The sequence below is a fragment of the Paraburkholderia sp. GW821-FHT02A12 genome (genome assembly GCF_059422005.1).
Genome location: NZ_JBWKWA010000002.1, coordinates 1937604 through 1959301 on the forward strand (window position 1 = coordinate 1937604; position 21698 = coordinate 1959301).

Sequence of the window (21698 nt, forward strand, 5' to 3'; positions counted from 1 at the left end):
CCGCCGGAAAACCTGTTGCACAGCCCAGGAACGAACCACCGTCTTGCCGACCCCATCCCCGCGCCTGAGCCTCGATCCGCGCGCGCGCCTCGGAAGGCGCGCCGGGCGCCGTTTCCTGTTCGAATGGCTGGGCATCGGCTGCCTTGGCCTCGTCGTGATTCTGCTTGGCTCGCCCGGACGGCTGACCACGAGTGTCGATCATCTGGTCTACGACGGCTTTCTGAGCCTGCGCGCGCAGCCCGTGTCGTCCGACATCGTGATGGTCGAAATCGACAACGCCAGCATCGCGCAGCTCGGCCGCTGGCCATGGCCACGCAGCGTGCACGCACGGCTGCTCGAACAGCTCGCCAGGGCGAAACCCGCCGCGGTGATCTACGACGTGCTGTTCACCGAAGCCAATCCGGACGACGCCCAACTCGCCCGAGCCATCGCCTTGAGCCCCACCTATCTGCCGATGCTGCTCAGTCCGCTCGACAGTGCGGGCCAGCGCGTCGCCGTCGAACCGGTGGCGCCGCTCGCGCATGCCGCGGCCGGCCTCGGCCATATCAATCTCGAGGTCGACAGCGACGGTATCGTGCGCAGCGTCGCGCAATTCGAAGGCGACGCGGATTCGCGCTGGCCGCAATTGATGGTGCCGGTCGCGCAAGCCGTCGAGCGCGGCGCGCTGCAACTGTACGAGCGCCCGCGCAAACTTTCCGCCGGCCACGCGGCGGCGCCCGAGCCGCAGGGCGAAGCCCGCTTTCTGATTCCCTTTGGTCCGAACGCTCAGAACTATTCGAAGCTGAGCTTCGCGAGCGTCCTCGCGGGCGACGTGCCGGCGGAAAAACTGCGCGGACGCGTCGTGCTGATCGGCGTGACCGCATCCGGCTTGTACGATCGCTTTGCCACGCCGGTGTCCGGTGTATTGGGCCCGCTGCCCGGCGTCTATATCCACGCGGACGTGCTCGACACGCTGCTGACCGGCCGCGCGATCGAGCCCGCTGAGCCGTGGCTGCTGTTCGCCGTGTCGCTGGTGCCGCTCGCCGCGCTGTTGGCGGGTTTTCTGGTGTTGTCGCCGCGCCGTTCGCTACTGTTGACCGGCGCTCTGTGCGCGCTTGCCGCGGCCGGCAGCGCGGCCTTGCTGTACGGCGTGCGGTTGTGGATGTCGCCGGTGCCGGCGATTGTCGGCGTGATCGTCGTGTATCCGATCTGGAACTGGCGGCGCCTCGAAATGACCATGGCCTATCTGCGCGAAGAACTGCAACGGCTCGCCGACGAACCGCATCTGTTGCCCGAAACGCCGCAGCGCCGCCGTGAGTTCGGCGGCGACGTGCTGGAGCAGCATATGGCGCTGATGGCGCGAGCCGCGCAACGCGTACAGGACATGAAGCGTTTCGTATGGGACAGCCTCGACAGCATGCCCGAGCCGATCCTCGTGAGCGACGTGGACGGCATCGTGCTGATCGCGAACCACGCGGCCAAGGCGCATTTCGCGCGTCTGGGCGTGGTAACGCCGGAGGGCCAGCCGATGTGGACGGTGCTGGACGGCCTGACGCTCGTGAAGACCATCGATAGCGGCGCTGCATCCGATACCGAAAACAATCTGTTCGCGCATGCCCATTGGCCCGCGCTGCTCGACCCGGCGCGCGGCGAATTTGCCGCGCTGATGGCACAGGGCGTCGAGGTGCGCGACGCCAATGAGCGCGACCATCTGCTGCGGTACGCGAACTGCACCAACGAGCAGGGCGAGACGACCGGCTGGATCGCGGGTCTGGTCGACGTGTCGGCGCTGCATGCGGCCGAGCGCCAGCGCGAAGACGCGCTGCAGCTGCTGTCGCACGACATGCGCTCGCCGCAGGCGTCGATTCTCGCGCTGGTGGAGATGGAGCGCGCCCGCGGCGAATCGGCGCTGGCGCACGATTTGCTGGAGCGCATCGAACGCTATGCACAACGCGCGTTGACGCTCGCCGACGATTTCGTGCAACTGGCGCGCGCCGAATCGCAAACCTACGTGCTCGAGCCGGTAAGCCTGACCGAGCTGATGATCGACGCCAGCGACGAAGTCTGGCCGCAGGCCCATGCCAGGCGGATCACGCTGCAAACGGATACCGACGATACCGACAGCGACGACGGCCACTGGATCTGCGCCGACCGTTCGCTGATGACGCGCGCGCTCGTCAACATCCTGAACAATGCGGTCAAATACAGCCCGCCCGATACGCGGATCACTTGCAGCCTCGGCCACCTCGACAACCTGGCGGCGAAGGCCGCGCCGGGCGCCGCCAAACGCGTGTCGTGTACGATCCGCGACGAAGGCTACGGTATTCCCGAGGAACAGCAGGCGGGTCTGTTCGGGCGGTTCCGGCGCTTTCACCAGACGGAGCGGCCCGAAGTCGGCGGCGCGGGATTGGGGATGGCGTTTGTCAAGACCGTCGTGACGCGCCATGGCGGCGATGTGGAGGTGGTCAGCGCGCCGGGCAGGGGGACGGCTTTTACGATTTGCCTGCCGGCATTCGACGACACGCAGCCTGAATATCAGCGCTGATGCGCCGTAACGTGACGCCCGGCGGCCAGGCCCATGCACAGCATGAACACGCACCTTATCGAGGCGAGAAGATGGTGAAATCGATACTGATCTGTGCCGCGCTGGCCGCGGCGACTCTTAGCGGTTGCACGGGCCTGAACGCCGACGTGCACACTGCGAATCCGGCCGCCGCATTGCAAGGCGAACGCACCTATACGATCGCGCGCATGCCGTCACAGGACGCCAGCGCGGATCATCCGCAATTCGAAGCCTTGCTGCGCGATGAACTGACGAGGCATGGTTTCGTCGATGCGTCGGCGCAGCAGGCGCACTATCTGCTGTCGATCGCCTATGCCACGCGGCCGGCCACGGTGGGCGTCAATGCAGCGGATTGCGCGGCAGGCGCGTGCGGGCGTCCGGCCGAGCCGCCGGTCTCGCTGTTCGGCGGGCGCGCGTATCAACACTCGTTGACGCTGCGGTTTTTCGAGCGGGCGAACGGGCATGAAGTCTACAAAGTCAGCGCGATGAGCAGCGATCGCGATGCCGATCCGCTGCACGCTATGCCGACGCTCGTGAAAAGCGCGTTGGCGAAATTTCCGTTCGGCGCGCCATCGGACTGGCGCGTGAAGCTGCGCGCCGATCAGGCGGGCGGCGTGCCAGACGTGGTATCGGTGAAGCCGGTCGTACAGTAGAACGCAGGCGCTATTCCGGCGCTTTATCGTCCGGCCAGCGGTTTTCGAACACGCAATCGGCGAGCGGCATGCGGCTCGCCCAGCGTTCGGTTTCCAGCATCGGCTCGCTGTAAAACTGATCGACGTGGCCGAGGCACAAGATCGCCACCGGCCGTGCACCTGCGGGCATGCGCAGCTGCGAGCGCACCGTGTCGACGTCGAAGAGTGACACCCAGCCCATTCCCAGTCCTTCCGCGCGGGCGGCGAGCCACATGTTCTGGATCGCGCACGCCACCGAGGCGAGATCCATCTCCGGCAAGGTGCGGCGTCCGAAGATGTGCCGCTCGCGGCCGTCCATCAGCGCCATCACCAGTAGTTCGCCGCATTCCAGCATGCCTTCGACCTTCAGCTTCATGAACTCTTCGCGCCGCTTGCCGAGGGCGTCGGCGGTGGCGAGCCGTTCGCTTTCGACGGTCTCGTGCAACGCGGCGCGCAAGGCCGGATCGGTGATGCGCGCGATGCGCCACGGCTGCATGAAGCCGACGCTGGGCGCGTGATGCGCCGCGTCGAGCAGCCGTTGCAACACGGCGGGATCGACCGGGTCGCGCACGAAGTGGCGCATGTCGCGCCGTTCGTAAATTGCGCGGTAGACGGCTTCGCGCTCGGAGTCGTTAAAAGGCTTCGCCATTGAACAGGGCGGCCGTGAAGGCCGGGTTGGAGGGCCAATAAGCGTGCATGTAAGTCGCGACGATCGAGCCGGCGCGGAACACCGCCTCGCCGGGCGCGTCGCTGTGCGGGCGGGTGGCTGAACGCAATGGCGTCAGCGGCGTCGTCAGCTTCGAGTAGTGAAAGGTGTGGCCGGTCAGCGGGCCGTGCAGGCCGTCGATCTGCTGCATGCCGAGCGCGGTGAAGCGCGTTTGCATCGTCGCGTGGCCGGGCAGCAGGCCGAGCATCGGCGCGCTGGCGCCGTTCGTGTCGGTAAGCTGATCGAGCAGGTAGAGCATGCCGCCGCATTCGGCGACGACCGGTTTGCCCGCTGCCGCGTGCGCGCGGATCGCCGTGGCGCTGCGCGTGTTGCCGGCCAGCGCGGCGGCGTGCAGTTCGGGATAGCCACCCGGGAGGTACAGGGCGTCGGTCTGGTCCGGTAAGGCATCGTCGGCGAGCGGCGAAAAGTATTCGACGTGCGCGCCGAGTGTTTGCAAGAGCGTGACGTTGGCCGGGTAGATGAACGAGAACGCCGCATCGCGTGCGATGGCGATCCGCTTGCCTTCCAGAAGGCGCGGCAACGCTTCCTGGACAGCTTCGCCGAATTCGACCGGCGGCGGCAATTCAGCCAGCGCGGTTTGCGCGAGCGCATCGGCGGCTCGATCCAGGCGTGTGTGCAGATCGTCGATCTCCGCAGCTTGATGCAGGCCGAGATGGCGGTCGGGCAACTCGATTTCGTCGTTGCCGGCGATGTAGCCGCACCAGCGCATACCGGGCGGCAGCGATTCTTCGAGCATCCGCGCGTGCCTTGAAGAACCGACGCGATTGGCGAGCACGCCGTAAAACGGCAGTTGCGGCCTGAATTGCGCGAGACCGAAGGCCACCGCGCCGAAGGTCTGCGCCATCGCCTTCGCTGAAATCACAGCCAGTACCGGCACGCCGAATACGGTTGCCAGATCGGCGCTGCTCGGCGTGCCGTCGAACAGGCCCATTACGCCTTCGATCAGGATCAGATCGGCTTCGGCCGCCGCTTGCGCGAGCAGATTGCGGCATGCCGCTTCGCCCACCATCCAGAGATCGAGCGACAGGACCGGCGCGCCGCTGGCTTGCGCCAGTATCATCGGGTCGAGAAAGTCGGGACCGGTCTTGAACACGCGCACACGCCGCCCCAGCCGCCGATGGTAGCGCGCCAGACCCGCGGTGATCGTGGTCTTGCCTTGACCCGAAGCCGGCGCGCTAATGAACAGGGCGGGGCACGCCCCGAAGGAAGTCCCCTTGGGGGGCGCGGACATCGCTTAGAACTCCACGCCGCGCTGCGCTTTCACGCCTTGCTCGCGATACGGATGCTTGACGATGCGCATTTCGGTGACGAGGTCGGCGGCTTCGATCAACGCGTCCGGCGCGTGACGGCCGGTCACCACCACGTGCAGCATTTCCGCACGCGCGTTCAGGACGGACAGCACTTCGTCGAGCGGCAGGTATTCGTACTTCAGCACCGTATTCAATTCGTCGAGGATCACCATCTGGTAGTCGCCGCTCTCGATCATGCGGCGCGCTTCGTCCCAGCCTTTGCGCGCGGTGGCGATGTCGGCGTCGCGGTTTTGCGTGTTCCACGTATAGCCGTCGCCCATCGTGACGAAATCGCAATTGGCGATTGCGCCGAGGAAGTCGCGCTCCGAGGTATGCAGCGCGCCTTTGATGAACTGCACGACGCCCAGACGCATGCCGTGTCCGAGCACCCGCACGGCCATGCCGAACGCGGCTGTGGTCTTGCCTTTGCCGGTGCCGGTGTTGACGATCAGCAGACCTTTTTCGACGGTGGCGGCGGCCTGCTTTTTCTCGTGGCCTTCGCGCCGGCGCTCGGTCATGCGCTGATGCGATTCGGGATCGGTCTTCATGGAAGGTCCTGTTCGTTGGAGTCGTGGTGGGTGGGGTCGATGCCGGCGTGAGCGGTCGAAGCGATCGCTACGGTGACGCCGTCGAGTATGGTTTTGCGCACGATGAGGTGCGCCCCGGCTGCAGCGGATTTCGAACCTGCGGCCAGCAACGCGCAGGGTTCGCAGACGCCGTCCACGCCGAGATGTTCGCGTGTCGCCGCCGAAGGTTCAGTCTCCGCCACGGGCAAGGCGGCAATCTGCTCGCGGCTGAACAGTTTCAACGGTAGCGCGTGCCGTGCGCAGAATTCGAGCAGACCCGCTTCGTGGGCCTTGACGTCGATGCTGGCAACTGCGCTGATTTCATCGTGTGTATGAGTGCCGAGCGCCGCGCGCACGGCTGCCTCGATCTGTTCAGCCGAGCTATGCAAGCGGCAACCGATGCCGACCGTCAGCGTTTTCATCGCGCCCCTGCTGCGTTGGCATTCGCCGCGGCCCGCGCGAGCGCCAGCGACGCCACCCCGCCGATCACCACGATCGCCGGCGAGCCAAGACCGGCGCGCGCGACTGCGTCGGCCAGGCCGCCAAGTGGCGCGAGCGCATGTCTTTGTTCAGGACGTGTCGCGGATTCGATCGCGGCACAGGGCGTATCGGCGCTCATGCCTGCCGCGAGCAACGTGCCGGCGATATCGTTGAGCCGCCGCATGCCCATGTAGATCACCAGCGTCATCCGCGTCGCGACGAGCGCCGCCCAATCCGGCTCGCCGCTGCCGGCGCCGTGTCCGGTGACGAACACCACGCCCTGCGCGTAATCGCGATGCGTGACCGGAATGCCGATCGCCGCAGGCGCCGCGATGCCCGCCGTGATGCCGTTGACGACTTCCACCTCGATGCCCGCCGCATGCAGCGCCTGCTGCTCTTCGCCGCCGCGGCCGAATACGAACGGATCGCCGCCCTTCAATCGCGCGACACTGCGCCCGGCCTGCACATGTTCGAGCATCTGCGCGACGATGTCGGCCTGCGGCGTCGACGGATGCCCGCCACGTTTGCCGACATGAACGACCAGCGCGTCGGCGCGCGCGAATTGCAGCACTTCGGGATTCACCAGATCATCGACCAGTACCACGTCGGCCTGCGCCAATGCGCGCGTCGCCTTGAGCGTCATCAGTTCGACGTCGCCGGGGCCGGCGCCGATCAGCCACGCGCGGCTCATCGCGGCGTGCATGGCGCGCCCCATGTCGTGACAAGTGGAAACAGGCGAGCCATGCAGACGGCCCAGGCGGAAATAGAGCTCATGCGGTGCGACAGATTACGCACAACGGCAACGCCGCTCGCCGCAATTTCATCGAAATCGCAAGCGGGCGTTCGTATTACGTCGTGCTTCAGCGCCTTCACATCCGTCCCTCGCGGATTCAGGCGGCCGGCGGCGTGACATTCGCCGCCTCCGCGTCTGGCCGGTATCCGGGCTGGCGGCCTCATGCGCTTTGCCTTCCCGTCCTGAATCGTCAGACAGTGGCATCGAAAACGCATGCGCGGCGCGACAGGATTGAACCCAGCGCCGCAGGTCGCTTACCGTTGCGGGGACAGCACAGGTTGAGCGCAATCGAGCGCGGCCTGTTTCCCGTTTAACTGCACATGCGAACGCATGTGCGGGCACCAAACGCGCGCATACGATAGCACACGGCGGGCCGCGCCGGCGCGCGCGGCAAGACCCCGGCGCGGCCCGCGCTTCCTGTCGCGCTTCCTTGACGGCGCGGGGCCGCGGGCCTACACTCGCACGCACTTTGGTGCTCGTGTGCGCGCTCGTGCGCATGCAGTTAAACGGGAAACAGGGCGCCCGCCTGCTATGGACCGGGTCAACCTGTGCTGCCCCCGCAACGGTAAGCGAAAAGCGGCGCCTGGATGAGTTCTCCAGCGCCGCGGAGCCGGCTTCGATGTCCACGCGCAAGGCCGCGTCGGCATATGACCACTGGGCGAGAAATCACTCGCGCGGGAAGGTGAAGCGGCGCTTTCGCCAGCCCGGATACCGGCCAGAATATGACGGATGAACGCCGCGGGGATGCGGCGGCTCGTTCATGACCTCGTTCTCTGTTGCCGCGGCAACGCCGCTTTTCGTCCCCGCTGTCGTATCTGTGTTCCGTTTTCGTGTTTGCCTGCCTGGCGCTGGTTTGTCCTGGGCTCGAGCGCATTCGGACCCGAACCCGACCCGAACGGACCCGGACCGCCGGCGTGTGAACGCGCAACTTCTTCGGATGGACCCAACGATGCAAACTCAAATGCGCAGGATTCCCGTCACCATCGTGACGGGCTTTCTCGGCAGCGGCAAGACCACGCTGCTGCGGCATATTCTTCAGCATGCGGGCGGCAAGCGCATTGCGGTGATCGTCAACGAGTTCGGCGAACTCGGCATCGACGGTGAAATCCTCAAGGGTTGCGGGATCGGTTGCGATGAGAACGGCGTCGAAACCGAGGGGCAACTGTATGAACTCGCGAACGGCTGCCTGTGCTGCACAGTGCAGGAAGAGTTTTTCCCGGTGATGGAAAAGCTCGTCGAGCGCCGCGAGCAGATCGATCACGTGCTGATCGAAACCTCCGGTCTTGCACTGCCTAAGCCGCTGGTGCAGGCCTTCAACTGGCCGCAGATCAAGAGCAGCTTCACCGTCGACGCGGTGGTGACGGTGGTGGACGGCCCCGCCGCGGCGAGCGGCCAGTTCGCCGACAACCCGCTCGCTGTCGACGCGCAGCGCAAGGCCGATCCGAATCTCGATCACGAATCGCCGCTGCACGAGCTGTTCGAGGATCAGCTGTCGGCGGCCGATCTGGTGATTCTGAACAAAACGGATTTGCTCGACGATGAACAGCAAACCGCTGTCGAGACCGCGATCCGTGAAGAGATTCCGCCGCAAGTGAAGATCGTGCGCGCACAGATGGGCCAGCTCGATCTGCACGCGTTGCTCGGCCTCGAAGCCGCCTCCGAAGAAACGATCCACTTGCGCCACGACCACCACGGTTCGGCCGACGACGCCGATCACCATCACGACGAATTCGATTCCGTCGTGGTGCACGCGAGCGCGCCGTCGCGTGAAGCGGTGATCGCCGCGCTGCAAGGGCTGGTCGAAACGCATACGATTTACCGCGTCAAAGGTTTTGCGGCGTTGCCGGGTGCATTGATGCGGCTCGTGATTCAAGGCGTGGGGCGCCGTTTCGACAGCTACTTCGATCGTCGCTGGCAAACTGGCGAAATCGGCGAAATCGGCGAGGGCCGGCAGAGCCGCTTCGTGCTGATCGGCGAGGACCTGGATCAGGCTACGCTGCAACGCGCGTTCGATGCTGCACTGGGCGCTGCATTGCGCGTTGTGTCGAGCGCCGAACCGCAACAGGCGTAATCGATCATGCATCTGCTGCGCACTACGCCGGGCGGTTTTGTCGACGATACGCAGGGCGTGATCCGTATCGATCAGCAGCCCGCCGATATCGTGGTGCTCAGCTCCGCCGATACGACGCTGTCGCTGCTCGCCAGCGTGTTTCCTCGTTTGGGTGCCGATTTCCCAAGCGTGCGGCTCGCGAATGTCACTTATTTGCGGCAACCGGCGTCGGTCGATTTCTATGTCGAGGACGTGCTGCAGCATGCGCGCGTCGTGGTCGTGGATCACCTCGGCGGCGAGGCGTACTGGCCTTATGGGATCGAGCAGGTGGTCGCGCTCGCCGGGCGCAGGAAGCAGACACTGGCGATGTTCTCCGGCGATTTGCAGGAAGATCCGAATCTGCTTGCGCGCAGCACGGCGGATGCCGAACTGTGCCATCAGCTATGGCGTTATCTGCGCGAAGGCGGCGCGCAGAATGCCGAGGCGTTCCTGCGCTGCATTGCGTATCGCGCAATCGGCTGGGGGCATGAACCCGCACCGCCGCGCGCGTTGCCTGCCGCAACGCTCTACCATCCCGAGCGCGATACGCCGACGATGGCCGACTGGCAGGCGCGCTGGAGCGAGGATGCGCCGGTTGCCGCGATCCTGTTCTACAAAGCGCACTTGCAGGCGGCCAACACAGCCGTGTTCGACGCGCTGATCGCCGCGCTCGAAACGCAGGGTTTGAATCCGCTGCCGATTGCGATTACCTCGCTGAAAGATGCGATGAGCCGGGAAGTCGTGCAGCGGTTGTGCGCGCAACATGATGTCTCGCTGGTTCTGAACACGACCGCGTTTGCCGCGTCGGCGATCGACGACCCCGAGCCGCTCGCGCTGGCCGGCGACGCGCCGGTCATGCAGGTGATCCTGAGCGGCGGCAATCGCGAAGACTGGCTCAAGGACAATCAAGGCCTCAACTCGCGCGATATCGCGATGCATATCGCGCTGCCGGAAGTGGACGGCCGCATCATCACACGGGCGATCAGTTTCAAGGGGCTCGCCTATCGTTGTCCGCACACGGAAGTCGATGTGGTCCGCTATCAGCCGGACCTCGAACGTGTCGATTTTCTCGCTGAACTGAGCCGCCGCTGGTGCCGTCTGCGCACGCTCGATAACGCCGACAAGAAACTCGCGCTGATTCTCGCCAACTACCCTATGAGCGAAGGGCGCATCGGCAATGGCGTGGGGCTCGATACGCCGGCGTCGGTGGTCGGCATCCTGTCGATGCTGCGCGACGAAGGCTATCGTTTGAGCGATCTGCCCGCTGACGGCGACGCGCTGTTGAAGAAGCTGACCGAAGGCGTCACCAACGATCCCGTCGTGCGTGACTTGCGGCCCGCGCTGCAAAGCCTCGCACTCGACGACTATCTTTCGTATTTCAACCGGCTGCCTGCCGAAGCGCGTGACGCATTGAACGCGCGCTGGGGCTCGCCTGAGCGGGACCCGACGCTGCGGCGCGGCCGTTTCATGATCGCGGGCTGGCGCTGCGGACATGTGTTTGTCGGCATTCAACCATCGCGCTCGCGCGAACAGGGCGATTATGCGAGCTATCACGACGCCGATCTCGTGCCGCCGCATGCCTATCTCGCGTTCTATTTCTGGCTGCGCCATCAGTTCGGCATCGACGCGGTCGTGCACGTCGGCAAGCATGGCAACCTCGAATGGCTGCCGGGCAAGAGCGTCGCGCTGAGCGATGCGTGCTGGCCCGATCTGATTCTTGGGCCGCTGCCGCATCTCTATCCGTTCATCGTCAACGATCCGGGCGAGGGCAGCCAGGCTAAGCGCCGCGCGCAGGCCGTCATTATCGATCACCTGATGCCGCCGCTCACGCGCGCCGAAAGCTATGGGCCGTTGCAGGATCTCGAGCGCCAGGTCGACGAATACTATGAAGCGCTGATGGTCGACCCGCGCCGCGCGAAGCTCTTGAGGCGCACGATTCTCGCGACCATCGTGGAGCATCGGCTGCATGAAGAGCTGAGTCTTGCGGCGCCGGACGGGCAAGATGCCGAGGACGTGCTGCTGACGCGCGTCGATGCGTGGCTGTGCGAGTTGAAGGAAGCGCAGATTCGCGATGGTTTGCACACCTTCGGGTGTTCGCCGGAAGGCGTGCAGCGGCGCGATACGTTGCTGGCGTTGGGGCGTTTCCCGGTTGGCGACGGGCAGGCTGAAAGAGCCGGTTTGATCGATGCGTTGGCGCGCGATCTGCGGATGGATCATCGGTTCGATCCGCTGTCGGTGGATTGGTCTGAGGCGTGGGATGGACCGCGTCCCGACGTTTTGCAGCGCGTGAGTGATGCGCCGTGGCGGCACTGCGGCGACACGCGCGAGCGTCTGGAGTTGTTGGCGGCCGGGATGCTGCGCGGCGCGTGTGGCGATGAAGCTGATGCATTGGCGCCCGCGGCGGGAACCTTGCCGCAAGCCGAACGTGTGATTGAGCGCCTGCGTGCCGACGTCCTGCCGCGGCTCGACGCATGCGGGCCGCAAGAAATGCGGCATCTGAAGCGCGGTCTCGAAGGGCGCTTCGTACCGCCGGGGCCGAGCGGTTCGCCCTCGCGTGGGCGGCCCGACGTGCTGCCGACCGGCCGCAACTTCTATTCGGTCGATACGCGCGCGATTCCGACGCAAGCGGCGTGGTCGCTCGGCTTGAAATCCGCACAGCAGCTCATCGAGCGGCATTTGCAGGAAAATGGCGACTACCCGCGCGCGATCGGGCTCTCGGTATGGGGCACGGCGACCATGCGCACGGGCGGCGACGATATCGCCCAGGCGCTCGCGCTAGTCGGCGTGCGGCCGAAGTGGGCGCCGGGCAGTCATCGCGTGACCGACTTCGAGATCATGCCGATCGAGGCGTTCGACCGGCCACGCATCGACGTGACCTTGCGCGTCTCGGGCTTTTTCCGCGATGCATTCGCGAACGTGATGCATCTGTTCGATGCCGCGGTACAGGCAGTGGCCGAGCTCGACGAACCCGAGGATATGAACCCGATCCGCGCGCGCGTGCTGCGTGAGCGCGATGCGCTAATCGCGCGCGGCATGGATGCGGCCGAAGCGCGTAAGCGCGCCGGCTGGCGCGTGTTCAGCGCGCGGCCCGGCGCGTATGGCGCGGGCTTGCAGGACATGATCGACTCGCGGCAATGGCAAACCGACGCCGACCTCGCGAACGCGTATCAGGCGTGGGGCGGCTACGCGTACACGCAGAAAAGCGCCGGCGAAGAAGCGCGCCAGGCGTTCGGCACGCGTCTCGCGGCGATGGACGTGGTGCTGCAGAATCAGGACAACCGCGAGCACGATGTGCTCGATTCGAACGATTACTATCAGTTTCAAGGCGGCATGGTGGCGGCAGTCCGGCATCTCGCGGGCAATCAGCCGCATATCTATCATGCCGACCACAGCAATCCGGCCGCGCCGCGAGTGCGCACGCTGCATGAGGAAATTGCACGCGTGATCCGTTCGCGCGTGGTCAATCCGAAATGGCTCGACGGTGTGAAGCGCCACGGCTATAAAGGCGCTGCCGAAATCGCTGCAACGGTCGACTATCTGTACGGCTACGATGCGACCGCGCGCGTGATCGCCGATCATCAATATGCGCTCGTCGCCGATGCCTATCTGAACGACGCCGATACGCGCGAGTTCATGCAGCGGCACAATCCGCATGCGCTGCATTCCGTCTGCGAGCGTTTGCTCGAAGCGATGCAGCGTGGTTTGTGGCAAGCGCCCGGCGACTATCGCGCGCAAGTCGAACAGCATCTGCTGGCAAGCGAGCAGCAGATCGAAGGAATGCAAACATGAATGCAGCCACGATGAATGCAGCCACGCAACGGCCCGCTTTTCCATTCGCCGCGCTGATTGGCCAGGCGCCGTTGCAGCAGGCGCTATTGCTGGCCGCAATCGATCCCGGTTTGGGCGGTGTGCTGGTCAGCGGGCCGCGCGGCACGGCGAAATCGACCGCTGCGCGCGCGCTCGCCGAACTGTTGCCTGAAGGGCAACTAGTGAATTTGCCGCTCGGCGCCAGCGAAGATCGCCTGATCGGCACGCTCGATATCGAAACTGTGTTGCGCGATGGTTCAGTGCGGTTTTCGCCGGGTTTGCTCGCAAAAGCGCATCGCGGCGTGCTGTATGTCGATGAAGTCAATTTGCTGCCCGATGCGCTCGTCGATGCGCTGCTCGATGCGGCGGCAAGCGGCGTGAATACCGTCGAACGCGACGGGGTTTCGCATAGTCACGACGCGAGCTTCGTGCTGATCGGCACGATGAATCCGGAGGAAGGCGAGTTGCGGCCGCAACTGATCGACCGCTTTGGGATGATGGTCGAGTTGCAGAACTGTTTTGAGCCGCTGGTGCGCCAGCAGATCGTGAAGGCGCGGCTGGCGTTCGATCTGGATCCGCAGGGTTTTCGCGCGGCTAATGCGCTGCAGCAGGACGCGTATGTCGAACGGATTCGCGCGGCGCGCGAGGCACTGCCTCAACTCGCGTTCGACGATACAGTGCACGCGCATGTCAGCGCGCTGTGCATTGCCGCGGCGGTGGATGGGCTACGTGCCGATCTCGTGATGCTGCGCGCGGCGCGGGCTTTGGCGGCGTATGAACAGGCGGTTGCGGTCACGACAGAGCACGTCGAGCGTGTTGCCGAAGCGGTGTTGATGCATCGGCGGCACGATCGCGAGGCGCGTGATAACGCAGCGCCGAACCAGGCTTTTTTCGATGCCGACGAGGCTTCTTCGCAAGAGGTTGCCTCGTCCGCAAGCGTCGCTGCTGCCACATCCGGCGATAGCGATTGGGGCTATCTGCCGCCCGAGCCGGCCAGCATCACGCAGGTCAAAGGCGTTATCCCGCTCAGCGCAAAAAAACGCTGAGCCATCGGAAGGGCGCCGCCGCTGACTCGCGCAGCGGTTTTCGATGGCGGCAAGGTGCGGGCACGGGTTCGCGCAGCCGCATGCAAGGCATGCCAGGCAAGCGCATTGCGTGGCCGCAGACATTCGCCGCGATGCGGCGCGAGAAGCTGCGCGCCGAGCATCTGCGCTTCGTTCGCGAGGCGCCGCGCGGCGGCGTGCTGCATTGCTTCGTCCTCGATTGTTCCGGCTCAATGTTGACGGGACAGCGTCTCGCGCTCGCCAAAGGGCTGTTGATCGCGTTGTTCGACCGGGCAAGCGCCGCGCGCTCCGAGGCGGCGCTGGTCTGTTTTGGTGGAACTCGAGCGGATCTGCGGTTCGGTCCAGCGGTGCCGCAATGGTGGAATGAGCGGTGGCTGCGGCCGGTGGGCGGTGGGGGAGGCACGCCGTTCGCGTCCGGCGTGGGCAAGGCTGCGCAGTTGCTGGAGCGCGCCGCGCGCCGCAAGCCTGCGCAGCAGCGCTGGCTGTGGATTTTGACCGACGGCCGCTGTAGCGATCAACCGGCGCGTCCACTTGATGCGGACGAAGTCGTATTCGTCGACTTCGAGCGCGAGGCGATCCGGCTCGGCCGTTGCGAGGCGCTCGCCGATGCGTGGGGCGCGACGCGTGTCACGCCGGAAGAGTTGATCGGCTAACCAGGCTGACGATAGAGCACGCTTTCGCGGGTACTTATTTCAGGCCGTTCGACCAATACAGCGCATCGTCCTGGCGGTCGAACACGAAGACTTTCATTGCCATCTGCTGGGCGGCGTCGAGTTGATCGAGTTCGAGGCCATGGGTCGACGGCTCGCCTGGCGAGCCGCCTTTCTGCACGTTGCGGATCACGGCGCTGGTTTCGATTTGCGTGTCGAGATCTGCTGATTTGAGCCGGAACGATACGCGCAGGCGTTCGCCGATTGCTCCCAGAGTCCACGGCGCGGTCAGCGACATGCCCAGTGCGCTGATGCCTTTCGCGAGGCCGACGCCTTCATAGGTGTCCCCGGTTTCGCCGATGCCAAAGCGTACCGCGAGGTGGGTGCGGACGCGGATCGACTTGCGCTCGCGCAGACGGCGGATGACGCCGGGCTCTGATAGCACGACGTAGTCGAATGGTGCGCGGCAGACTGCCTCTACCGTGCAGACGAAGCGGAAGACGGCCTGGCTCGCTATTGCGACGATTTCTACGTTCTCGCCGAGTCCTGGCGGGAGTGGGCGGCCTTCCTGTAGCGGCGGCGTGACGAATAGCGCGTGGTTTGGCGCGAAGCCGATGATGCGGGATGGATGCATCGGTGCGCCGCTGCCGATTTGGACGCGCATGCCGATCAGTGCACCTATTGTCAGGTGCATGTCTTTTATTGTTAGCTCGCTGTTTTTTTCCGCTGGTTGCTCGGTTGTGAGTTCCTGGGGCGCGGTTGTGTCCAGTAAGTCTCCGCGTTGCGGGTGGAAGTTTTCAAACAGAAATTTGCGTTCGTCCGTTGTGGCAAGGATCGTGCCACTGGCGAAGAGGAGGGTGCCGTCGGAGTCTACGATTGGCCAGTCCAGAGGCGTGCCCACCGGCACTGCGTCTAGCGTGAGTTCCGGCGATGCGGTGTCGGGTGGAGGTGCCACGGCGCGGGATTCTGCTCGGTTTTCCATGATCGACGGCTAAATAAGTGGCGGTATGACTTGTTTACGGCTGTACCGGGTGGGAGCTTTAGGTTTTGTGGCTTCGCCTAAGGTGGTTGGGGTGGCCAATGTCCGCTCGCGGCGCGAATGTATGCTAGCTGTCGCGCCGGGTTTCGAATGGGAGTTTGCGAGTGCTCCTGGATTGATTCGGCTTTCTAAGTATTTTTCTGTTGCTAGCGAGGCTCTCCTGTTCGGGTGTTTTTCAACTTCTTTAAAATAAATTCACAAAGGGGGTTGACGGGGTGGGGGCTGCATCGCATAATTCGCCTCCCGTTTGATGACGGACGCGAAGAAAGCAGAGCTTCTAAGCGAGTGATCTTTAAAAATTAACAGCCGATAAGTGTGGGCGCTTGATGCGCGACGCGCCGGTGGGTCCTTCGGGGTCTGCCGGGACAAGCGAAAGTATCAAGTCTCACACAGTATTAGAGGAAGGTTTGCCTGTTGAGAGACAGGCGTAATCATCGTCAGTACGTTGAGTGAGCGACCGGTCTCGAAAGAGACCGAAAAACAGTAACAGGTTTGAACTGAAGAGTTTGATCCTGGCTCAGATTGAACGCTGGCGGCATGCCTTACACATGCAAGTCGAACGGCAGCACGGGAGCAATCCTGGTGGCGAGTGGCGAACGGGTGAGTAATACATCGGAACGTGTCCTGTAGTGGGGGATAGCCCGGCGAAAGCCGGATTAATACCGCATACGCTCTACGGAGGAAAGGGGGGGATCTTCGGACCTCCCGCTACAGGGGCGGCCGATGGCAGATTAGCTAGTTGGTGGGGTAAAGGCCTACCAAGGCGACGATCTGTAGCTGGTCTGAGAGGACGACCAGCCACACTGGGACTGAGACACGGCCCAGACTCCTACGGGAGGCAGCAGTGGGGAATTTTGGACAATGGGCGCAAGCCTGATCCAGCAATGCCGCGTGTGTGAAGAAGGCCTTCGGGTTGTAAAGCACTTTTGTCCGGAAAGAAAGCCTCGGCCCTAATACGGCGGGGGGATGACGGTACCGGAAGAATAAGCACCGGCTAACTACGTGCCAGCAGCCGCGGTAATACGTAGGGTGCAAGCGTTAATCGGAATTACTGGGCGTAAAGCGTGCGCAGGCGGTTCGCTAAGACCGATGTGAAATCCCCGGGCTTAACCTGGGAACTGCATTGGTGACTGGCGGGCTAGAGTATGGCAGAGGGGGGTAGAATTCCACGTGTAGCAGTGAAATGCGTAGAGATGTGGAGGAATACCGATGGCGAAGGCAGCCCCCTGGGCCAATACTGACGCTCATGCACGAAAGCGTGGGGAGCAAACAGGATTAGATACCCTGGTAGTCCACGCCCTAAACGATGTCAACTAGTTGTCGGGTCTTCATTGACTTGGTAACGTAGCTAACGCGTGAAGTTGACCGCCTGGGGAGTACGGTCGCAAGATTAAAACTCAAAGGAATTGACGGGGACCCGCACAAGCGGTGGATGATGTGGATTAATTCGATGCAACGCGAAAAACCTTACCTACCCTTGACATGTATGGAACCCTGCCGAGAGGTGGGGGTGCCCGAAAGGGAGCCATAACACAGGTGCTGCATGGCTGTCGTCAGCTCGTGTCGTGAGATGTTGGGTTAAGTCCCGCAACGAGCGCAACCCTTGTCCCTAGTTGCTACGCAAGAGCACTCTAGGGAGACTGCCGGTGACAAACCGGAGGAAGGTGGGGATGACGTCAAGTCCTCATGGCCCTTATGGGTAGGGCTTCACACGTCATACAATGGTCGGAACAGAGGGTTGCCAAGCCGCGAGGTGGAGCCAATCCCAGAAAACCGATCGTAGTCCGGATCGCACTCTGCAACTCGAGTGCGTGAAGCTGGAATCGCTAGTAATCGCGGATCAGCATGCCGCGGTGAATACGTTCCCGGGTCTTGTACACACCGCCCGTCACACCATGGGAGTGGGTTTTACCAGAAGTGGCTAGTCTAACCGCAAGGAGGACGGTCACCACGGTAGGATTCATGACTGGGGTGAAGTCGTAACAAGGTAGCCGTATCGGAAGGTGCGGCTGGATCACCTCCTTTCTCGAGCTAACGTGTCAACGCGTTGAGCGCTCACGCTTATCGGCTGTGAAATTAAGACAGATACGCAGACAGACTCAGGGGTCTGTAGCTCAGTCGGTTAGAGCACCGTCTTGATAAGGCGGGGGTCGATGGTTCGAATCCATCCAGACCCACCACTGTTTCTGCGGTGGCTGCAGCTAACCGGTGAAGACCCCGGGACTATCAGATTGCGTTATCTGTATGACTGGGGGATTAGCTCAGCTGGGAGAGCACCTGCTTTGCAAGCAGGGGGTCGTCGGTTCGATCCCGTCATCCTCCACCAATCCTCAATGCCGGTTTTACTGCAGCAGGCGTCGCAAGATGCTGGCGGTGTAGTGAAACAGGCATTGGCGATTGAGCCAGTCAGAGTGGTATGAAGCAAGGCGCTTTATATCGGCTGTCGTTCTTTAACAATCAGGAAGAAGTAGTAAAGAGATTCACGAAAGATCACTTAGAGATGGGTGATTGAGTAGGTGAATCAGGGTTGTGATTGTATCAATGTATGAAAAGGTGATCGAAAGATCGCTTTTGGAATACGGCGCAACACGAATACTCAACCTGTAGCGATTGTGAGCAACGCTTCATCCCCAGTGGGTGAGGTGTGAGACACACCCGTTATAGGGTCAAGCGAACAAGTGCATGTGGTGGATGCCTTGGCGATCACAGGCGATGAAGGACGCGGTAGCCTGCGAAAAGCTTCGGGGAGCTGGCAAACGAGCTTTGATCCGAAGATGTCCGAATGGGGAAACCCACCTCTTTTGAGGTATCCATGGCTGAATACATAGGCCATGAGAAGCGAACGCGGTGAACTGAAACATCTAAGTAACCGCAGGAAAAGAAATCAACCGAGATTCCCAGAGTAGTGGCGAGCGAAATGGGACCAGCCTGTACTCTTTATCTTTGCTGTTAGTCGAACGCTCTGGAAAGTGCGGCCATAGCAGGTGATAGCCCTGTAGACGAAAACAGCGAGGAAGAACTGGGTGTACGACAAGTAGGGCGGGACACGTGAAATCCTGTCTGAAGATGGGGGGACCATCCTCCAAGGCTAAATACTCGTGATCGACCGATAGTGAACCAGTACCGTGAGGGAAAGGCGAAAAGAACCCCGGGAGGGGAGTGAAACAGATCCTGAAACCGCATGCATACAAACAGTCGGAGCCTTTGAAAGAGGGTGACGGCGTACCTTTTGTATAATGGGTCAGCGACTTACATTCAGTGGCAAGCTTAACCGATTAGGGCAGGCGTAGCGAAAGCGAGTCCGAACAGGGCGTTCAGTCGCTGGGTGTAGACCCGAAACCAGGTGATCTATCCATGGCCAGGATGAAGGTGCGGTAACACGTACTGGAGGTCCGAACCCACTAACGTTGAAAAGTTAGGGGATGAGCTGTGGATAGGGGTGAAAGGCTAAACAAACCTGGAAATAGCTGGTTCTCTCCGAAAACTATTTAGGTAGTGCCTCGTGTATCACCTTCGGGGGTAGAGCACTGTCATGGTTGTGGGGTCCATTGCGGATTACTACGCCATAGCAAACTCCGAATACCGAAGAGTGCAATCACGGGAGACAGACATCGGGTGCTAACGTCCGGTGTCAAGAGGGAAACAACCCAGACCGCCAGCTAAGGTCCCGAAATATGGCTAAGTGGGAAACGAAGTGGGAAGGCTAAAACAGTCAGGAGGTTGGCTTAGAAGCAGCCATCCTTTAAAGAAAGCGTAATAGCTCACTGATCGAGTCGTCCTGCGCGGAAGATGTAACGGGGCTAAGCCATATACCGAAGCTGCGGATGCACAGTAATGTGCATGGTAGGAGAGCGTTCCGTAAGCCTGCGAAGGTGCACTGGAAAGTGTGCTGGAGGTATCGGAAGTGCGAATGCTGACATGAGTAGCGATAAAGGGGGTGAAAGGCCCCCTCGCCGTAAGCCCAAGGTTTCCTACGCAACGTTCATCGGCGTAGGGTGAGTCGGCCCCTAAGGCGAGGCAGAAATGCGTAGCTGATGGGAAGCAGGTTAATATTCCTGCACCATTGTTAAATGCGATGGGGGGACGGATCGCGGAAGGTTGTCCGGGTGTTGGAAGTCCCGGTTCCTGTGTTGGAGAAGGCGCTTTGGCAAATCCGGGCGCGCAATTCAAGGGCATGGGACGAGTGGCTTAGGCCATGAAGCAACTGGAAGTGGTTCCAAGAAAAGCCTCTAAGCTTCAGTTTAACAAGACCGTACCGCAAACCGACACAGGTGGGCGAGATGAGTATTCTAAGGCGCTTGAGAGAACTCGGGAGAAGGAACTCGGCAAATTGGTACCGTAACTTCGGGATAAGGTACGCCCCTGTAGCTTGACTGGCCTGCGCCAGAAGGGTGAAGGGGTTGCAATAAACTGGTGGCTGCGACTGTTTAATAAAAACACAGCACTCTGCAAACACGAAAGTGGACGTATAGGGTGTGACGCCTGCCCGGTGCCGGAAGATTAAATGATGGGGTGCAAGCTCTTGATTGAAGTCCCGGTAAACGGCGGCCGTAACTATAACGGTCCTAAGGTAGCGAAATTCCTTGTCGGGTAAGTTCCGACCTGCACGAATGGCGTAACGATGGCCACACTGTCTCCTCCCGAGACTCAGCGAAGTTGAAGTGTTTGTGATGATGCAATCTCCCCGCGGCTAGACGGAAAGACCCCATGAACCTTTACTGTAGCTTTGCATTGGACTTTGAACCGATCTGTGTAGGATAGGTGGGAGGCTATGAAGCGTGAACGCCAGTTTGCGTGGAGCCGTCCTTGAAATACCACCCTGGTCTGTTTGAGGTTCTAACCTTGGTCCGTGATCCGGACTGGGGACAGTGCATGGTAGGCAGTTTGACTGGGGCGGTCTCCTCCCAAAGTGTAACGGAGGAGTACGAAGGTACGCTAGGTACGGTCGGAAATCGTGCTGATAGTGCAATGGCATAAGCGTGCTTAACTGCGAGACCGACAAGTCGAGCAGGTGCGAAAGCAGGTCATAGTGATCCGGTGGTTCTGTATGGAAGGGCCATCGCTCAACGGATAAAAGGTACTCTGGGGATAACAGGCTGATACCGCCCAAGAGTTCATATCGACGGCGGTGTTTGGCACCTCGATGTCGGCTCATCTCATCCTGGGGCTGTAGCCGGTCCCAAGGGTATGGCTGTTCGCCATTTAAAGAGGTACGTGAGCTGGGTTTAAAACGTCGTGAGACAGTTTGGTCCCTATCTGCCGTGGGCGCTGGATATTTGAAGGGGGCTGCTCCTAGTACGAGAGGACCGGAGTGGACGAACCTCTGGTGTACCGGTTGTCACGCCAGTGGCATCGCCGGGTAGCTATGTTCGGAAGAGATAACCGCTGAAAGCATCTAAGCGGGAAACTCGCCTTAAGATGAGATATCCCCGGGGCTTCGAGCCCCTTGAAGGGTCGTTCAAGACCAGGACGTTGATAGGTCAGGTGTGCAAGCGCAGTAATGCGTTAAGCTAACTGATACTAATTGCCCGTAAGGCTTGATCCTATAACAGGTGTGTCTCGACCAGAGTTAGCGCTTTAGCTGTCGGCCGGAGTTAGTGCTTTAGCACTTACTCCGGGCCCATGCAAAGCCCTTACTCTGGTCCGATCCCCGAAGGGGATGCGTGTGAACTCCAGATGGGGTAGCAGAACACACAGGTTGAGAGATCGATGTTGTGCCTCGAACAACACAACTCCCGCTGGTGAGCCTCACCAGACACTACTTCTTCCCGATTGGCGGTATTGCCCAGGGCCCCAAACCCCGCAATACGGCAACAAGTCATGCCTGATGACCATAGCGAGTCGGTCCCACCCCTTCCCATCCCGAACAGGACCGTGAAACGACTCCACGCCGATGATAGTGCGGATTCCCGTGTGAAAGTAGGTCATCGTCAGGCTCCCCAGCAGCACCAGAAACCCCACCCAGAACGGTGGGGTTTCTG

At 62.0% G+C, this 21698-nt stretch carries 12 protein-coding genes, 2 tRNA genes, 3 rRNA genes and 2 riboswitches; of the genes, 11 read left to right on the plus strand and 6 right to left on the minus strand.

Going from position 1 to position 21698, the window contains the following annotated elements:
* Positions 1 to 43 precede the first annotated feature (43 nt).
* Positions 44 to 2524: a CHASE2 domain-containing protein gene (locus tag AC07WT_RS30100; protein WP_494949780.1), complete on the plus strand. Its 2481-nt coding sequence runs from the start codon at positions 44 to 46 to the stop codon at positions 2522 to 2524.
* Between the two features lie 71 nt (positions 2525 to 2595).
* Positions 2596 to 3195 carry a DUF4136 domain-containing protein gene (locus AC07WT_RS30105; RefSeq protein ID WP_494949781.1) on the plus strand — a complete coding sequence of 200 codons (600 nt, stop codon included), beginning with the start codon at positions 2596 to 2598 and terminating at the stop codon, positions 3193 to 3195.
* Positions 3196 to 3205: 10 nt separating this feature from the next.
* Here the strand turns inward: AC07WT_RS30105 and bluB are convergent, their stop codons facing one another.
* Genes bluB through cobA form a run of 5 tightly spaced genes read right to left on the minus strand, consistent with a single transcriptional unit; the run spans position 3206 to position 6966 of the window.
* The gene (gene bluB / locus AC07WT_RS30110; RefSeq protein ID WP_494949782.1) at positions 3206 to 3862 is read right to left on the minus strand and encodes a 5,6-dimethylbenzimidazole synthase; all 657 of its coding nucleotides are present in this window, start codon (positions 3860 to 3862) and stop codon (positions 3206 to 3208) included.
* Positions 3846 to 5171, minus strand: a complete 1326-nt coding sequence (locus tag AC07WT_RS30115; RefSeq protein WP_494949783.1) for a cobyrinic acid a,c-diamide synthase CobB — start codon at positions 5169 to 5171, stop codon at positions 3846 to 3848. Before AC07WT_RS30115 ends, bluB begins: the two co-directional genes overlap by 17 nt.
* Before the next feature lie 3 nt (positions 5172 to 5174).
* Positions 5175 to 5777, minus strand: coding sequence for a cob(I)yrinic acid a,c-diamide adenosyltransferase (gene cobO, locus AC07WT_RS30120; RefSeq protein WP_492594290.1), 603 nt, complete (start codon positions 5775 to 5777; stop codon positions 5175 to 5177).
* Positions 5774 to 6217, minus strand: coding sequence for a cobalamin biosynthesis protein (locus tag AC07WT_RS30125; protein ID WP_494949784.1), 444 nt, complete (start codon positions 6215 to 6217; stop codon positions 5774 to 5776). Before AC07WT_RS30125 ends, cobO begins: the two co-directional genes overlap by 4 nt.
* Positions 6214 to 6966, minus strand: coding sequence for a uroporphyrinogen-III C-methyltransferase (gene cobA / locus AC07WT_RS30130; protein ID WP_494951079.1), 753 nt, complete (start codon positions 6964 to 6966; stop codon positions 6214 to 6216). Before cobA ends, AC07WT_RS30125 begins: the two co-directional genes overlap by 4 nt.
* A 222-nt stretch (positions 6967 to 7188) precedes the next feature.
* Positions 7189 to 7429: riboswitch (cobalamin riboswitch) on the minus strand.
* 92 nt (positions 7430 to 7521) lie between these two features.
* Positions 7522 to 7802: riboswitch (cobalamin riboswitch) on the plus strand.
* A 215-nt stretch (positions 7803 to 8017) separates the two neighbouring features.
* Between cobA and cobW the strand changes: the two genes are divergently transcribed.
* The 4 genes from cobW to AC07WT_RS30150 all read left to right on the plus strand — a co-directional run bounded on the left by cobW (position 8018) and on the right by AC07WT_RS30150 (position 14681).
* Positions 8018 to 9139: a cobalamin biosynthesis protein CobW gene (gene cobW / locus AC07WT_RS30135; protein ID WP_494949785.1), complete on the plus strand. Its 1122-nt coding sequence runs from the start codon at positions 8018 to 8020 to the stop codon at positions 9137 to 9139.
* A 6-nt stretch (positions 9140 to 9145) separates the two neighbouring features.
* Complete coding sequence (gene cobN, locus AC07WT_RS30140) at positions 9146 to 12946, plus strand: cobaltochelatase subunit CobN (RefSeq protein ID WP_494949786.1); 3801 nt, start codon at positions 9146 to 9148, stop codon at positions 12944 to 12946.
* A complete protein-coding gene (locus AC07WT_RS30145) occupies positions 12943 to 14010 on the plus strand; it encodes a magnesium chelatase ATPase subunit I (RefSeq protein ID WP_494949787.1) in 1068 nt (355 codons plus the stop codon). Before cobN ends, AC07WT_RS30145 begins: the two co-directional genes overlap by 4 nt.
* Before the next feature lie 80 nt (positions 14011 to 14090).
* Complete coding sequence (locus AC07WT_RS30150; protein ID WP_494949788.1) at positions 14091 to 14681, plus strand: vWA domain-containing protein; 591 nt, start codon at positions 14091 to 14093, stop codon at positions 14679 to 14681.
* 34 nt (positions 14682 to 14715) lie between these two features.
* Here the strand turns inward: AC07WT_RS30150 and AC07WT_RS30155 are convergent, their stop codons facing one another.
* The gene (locus AC07WT_RS30155; protein WP_494949789.1) at positions 14716 to 15660 is read right to left on the minus strand and encodes a flagellar brake protein; all 945 of its coding nucleotides are present in this window, start codon (positions 15658 to 15660) and stop codon (positions 14716 to 14718) included.
* A gap of 551 nt (positions 15661 to 16211) precedes the next feature.
* Here AC07WT_RS30155 and AC07WT_RS30160 point away from each other — a divergent pair.
* The 5 genes from AC07WT_RS30160 (at position 16212) to rrf (ending at position 21653) form a co-directional block, all read left to right on the plus strand.
* A 16S ribosomal RNA gene (locus tag AC07WT_RS30160) occupies positions 16212 to 17742 on the plus strand.
* A gap of 78 nt (positions 17743 to 17820) precedes the next feature.
* Positions 17821 to 17897 (plus strand) — tRNA-Ile (locus AC07WT_RS30165).
* A gap of 70 nt (positions 17898 to 17967) precedes the next feature.
* Positions 17968 to 18043, plus strand: a tRNA-Ala gene (locus AC07WT_RS30170).
* Between the two features lie 338 nt (positions 18044 to 18381).
* Positions 18382 to 21262: ribosomal RNA gene (locus AC07WT_RS30175) — 23S ribosomal RNA — on the plus strand.
* Between the two features lie 278 nt (positions 21263 to 21540).
* Positions 21541 to 21653: ribosomal RNA gene (rrf, locus tag AC07WT_RS30180) — 5S ribosomal RNA — on the plus strand.
* The 16S, 23S and 5S rRNA genes sit together here with 2 tRNA genes alongside, the layout of an rRNA operon.
* Positions 21654 to 21698 lie beyond the last annotated feature (45 nt).

Bases quoted from the DNA above. Each gene is read 5' to 3' on its own strand.
- AC07WT_RS30105 (WP_494949781.1), top strand. From the start codon at position 2,596: ATGGTGAAATCGATACTGATCTGTGCCGCGCTGGCCGCGGCGACTCTT.
- bluB (WP_494949782.1), bottom strand. From the start codon at position 3,862: ATGGCGAAGCCTTTTAACGACTCCGAGCGCGAAGCCGTCTACCGCGCA.
- AC07WT_RS30115 (WP_494949783.1), bottom strand. From the start codon at position 5,171: ATGTCCGCGCCCCCCAAGGGGACTTCCTTCGGGGCGTGCCCCGCCCTG.
- cobO (WP_492594290.1), bottom strand. From the start codon at position 5,777: ATGAAGACCGATCCCGAATCGCATCAGCGCATGACCGAGCGCCGGCGC.
- AC07WT_RS30125 (WP_494949784.1), bottom strand. From the start codon at position 6,217: ATGAAAACGCTGACGGTCGGCATCGGTTGCCGCTTGCATAGCTCGGCT.
- cobA (WP_494951079.1), bottom strand. From the start codon at position 6,966: ATGAGCCGCGCGTGGCTGATCGGCGCCGGCCCCGGCGACGTCGAACTG.
- cobW (WP_494949785.1), top strand. From the start codon at position 8,018: ATGCAAACTCAAATGCGCAGGATTCCCGTCACCATCGTGACGGGCTTT.
- cobN (WP_494949786.1), top strand. From the start codon at position 9,146: ATGCATCTGCTGCGCACTACGCCGGGCGGTTTTGTCGACGATACGCAG.
- AC07WT_RS30145 (WP_494949787.1), top strand. From the start codon at position 12,943: ATGAATGCAGCCACGATGAATGCAGCCACGCAACGGCCCGCTTTTCCA.
- AC07WT_RS30150 (WP_494949788.1), top strand. From the start codon at position 14,091: ATGCAAGGCATGCCAGGCAAGCGCATTGCGTGGCCGCAGACATTCGCC.
- AC07WT_RS30155 (WP_494949789.1), bottom strand. From the start codon at position 15,660: ATGGAAAACCGAGCAGAATCCCGCGCCGTGGCACCTCCACCCGACACC.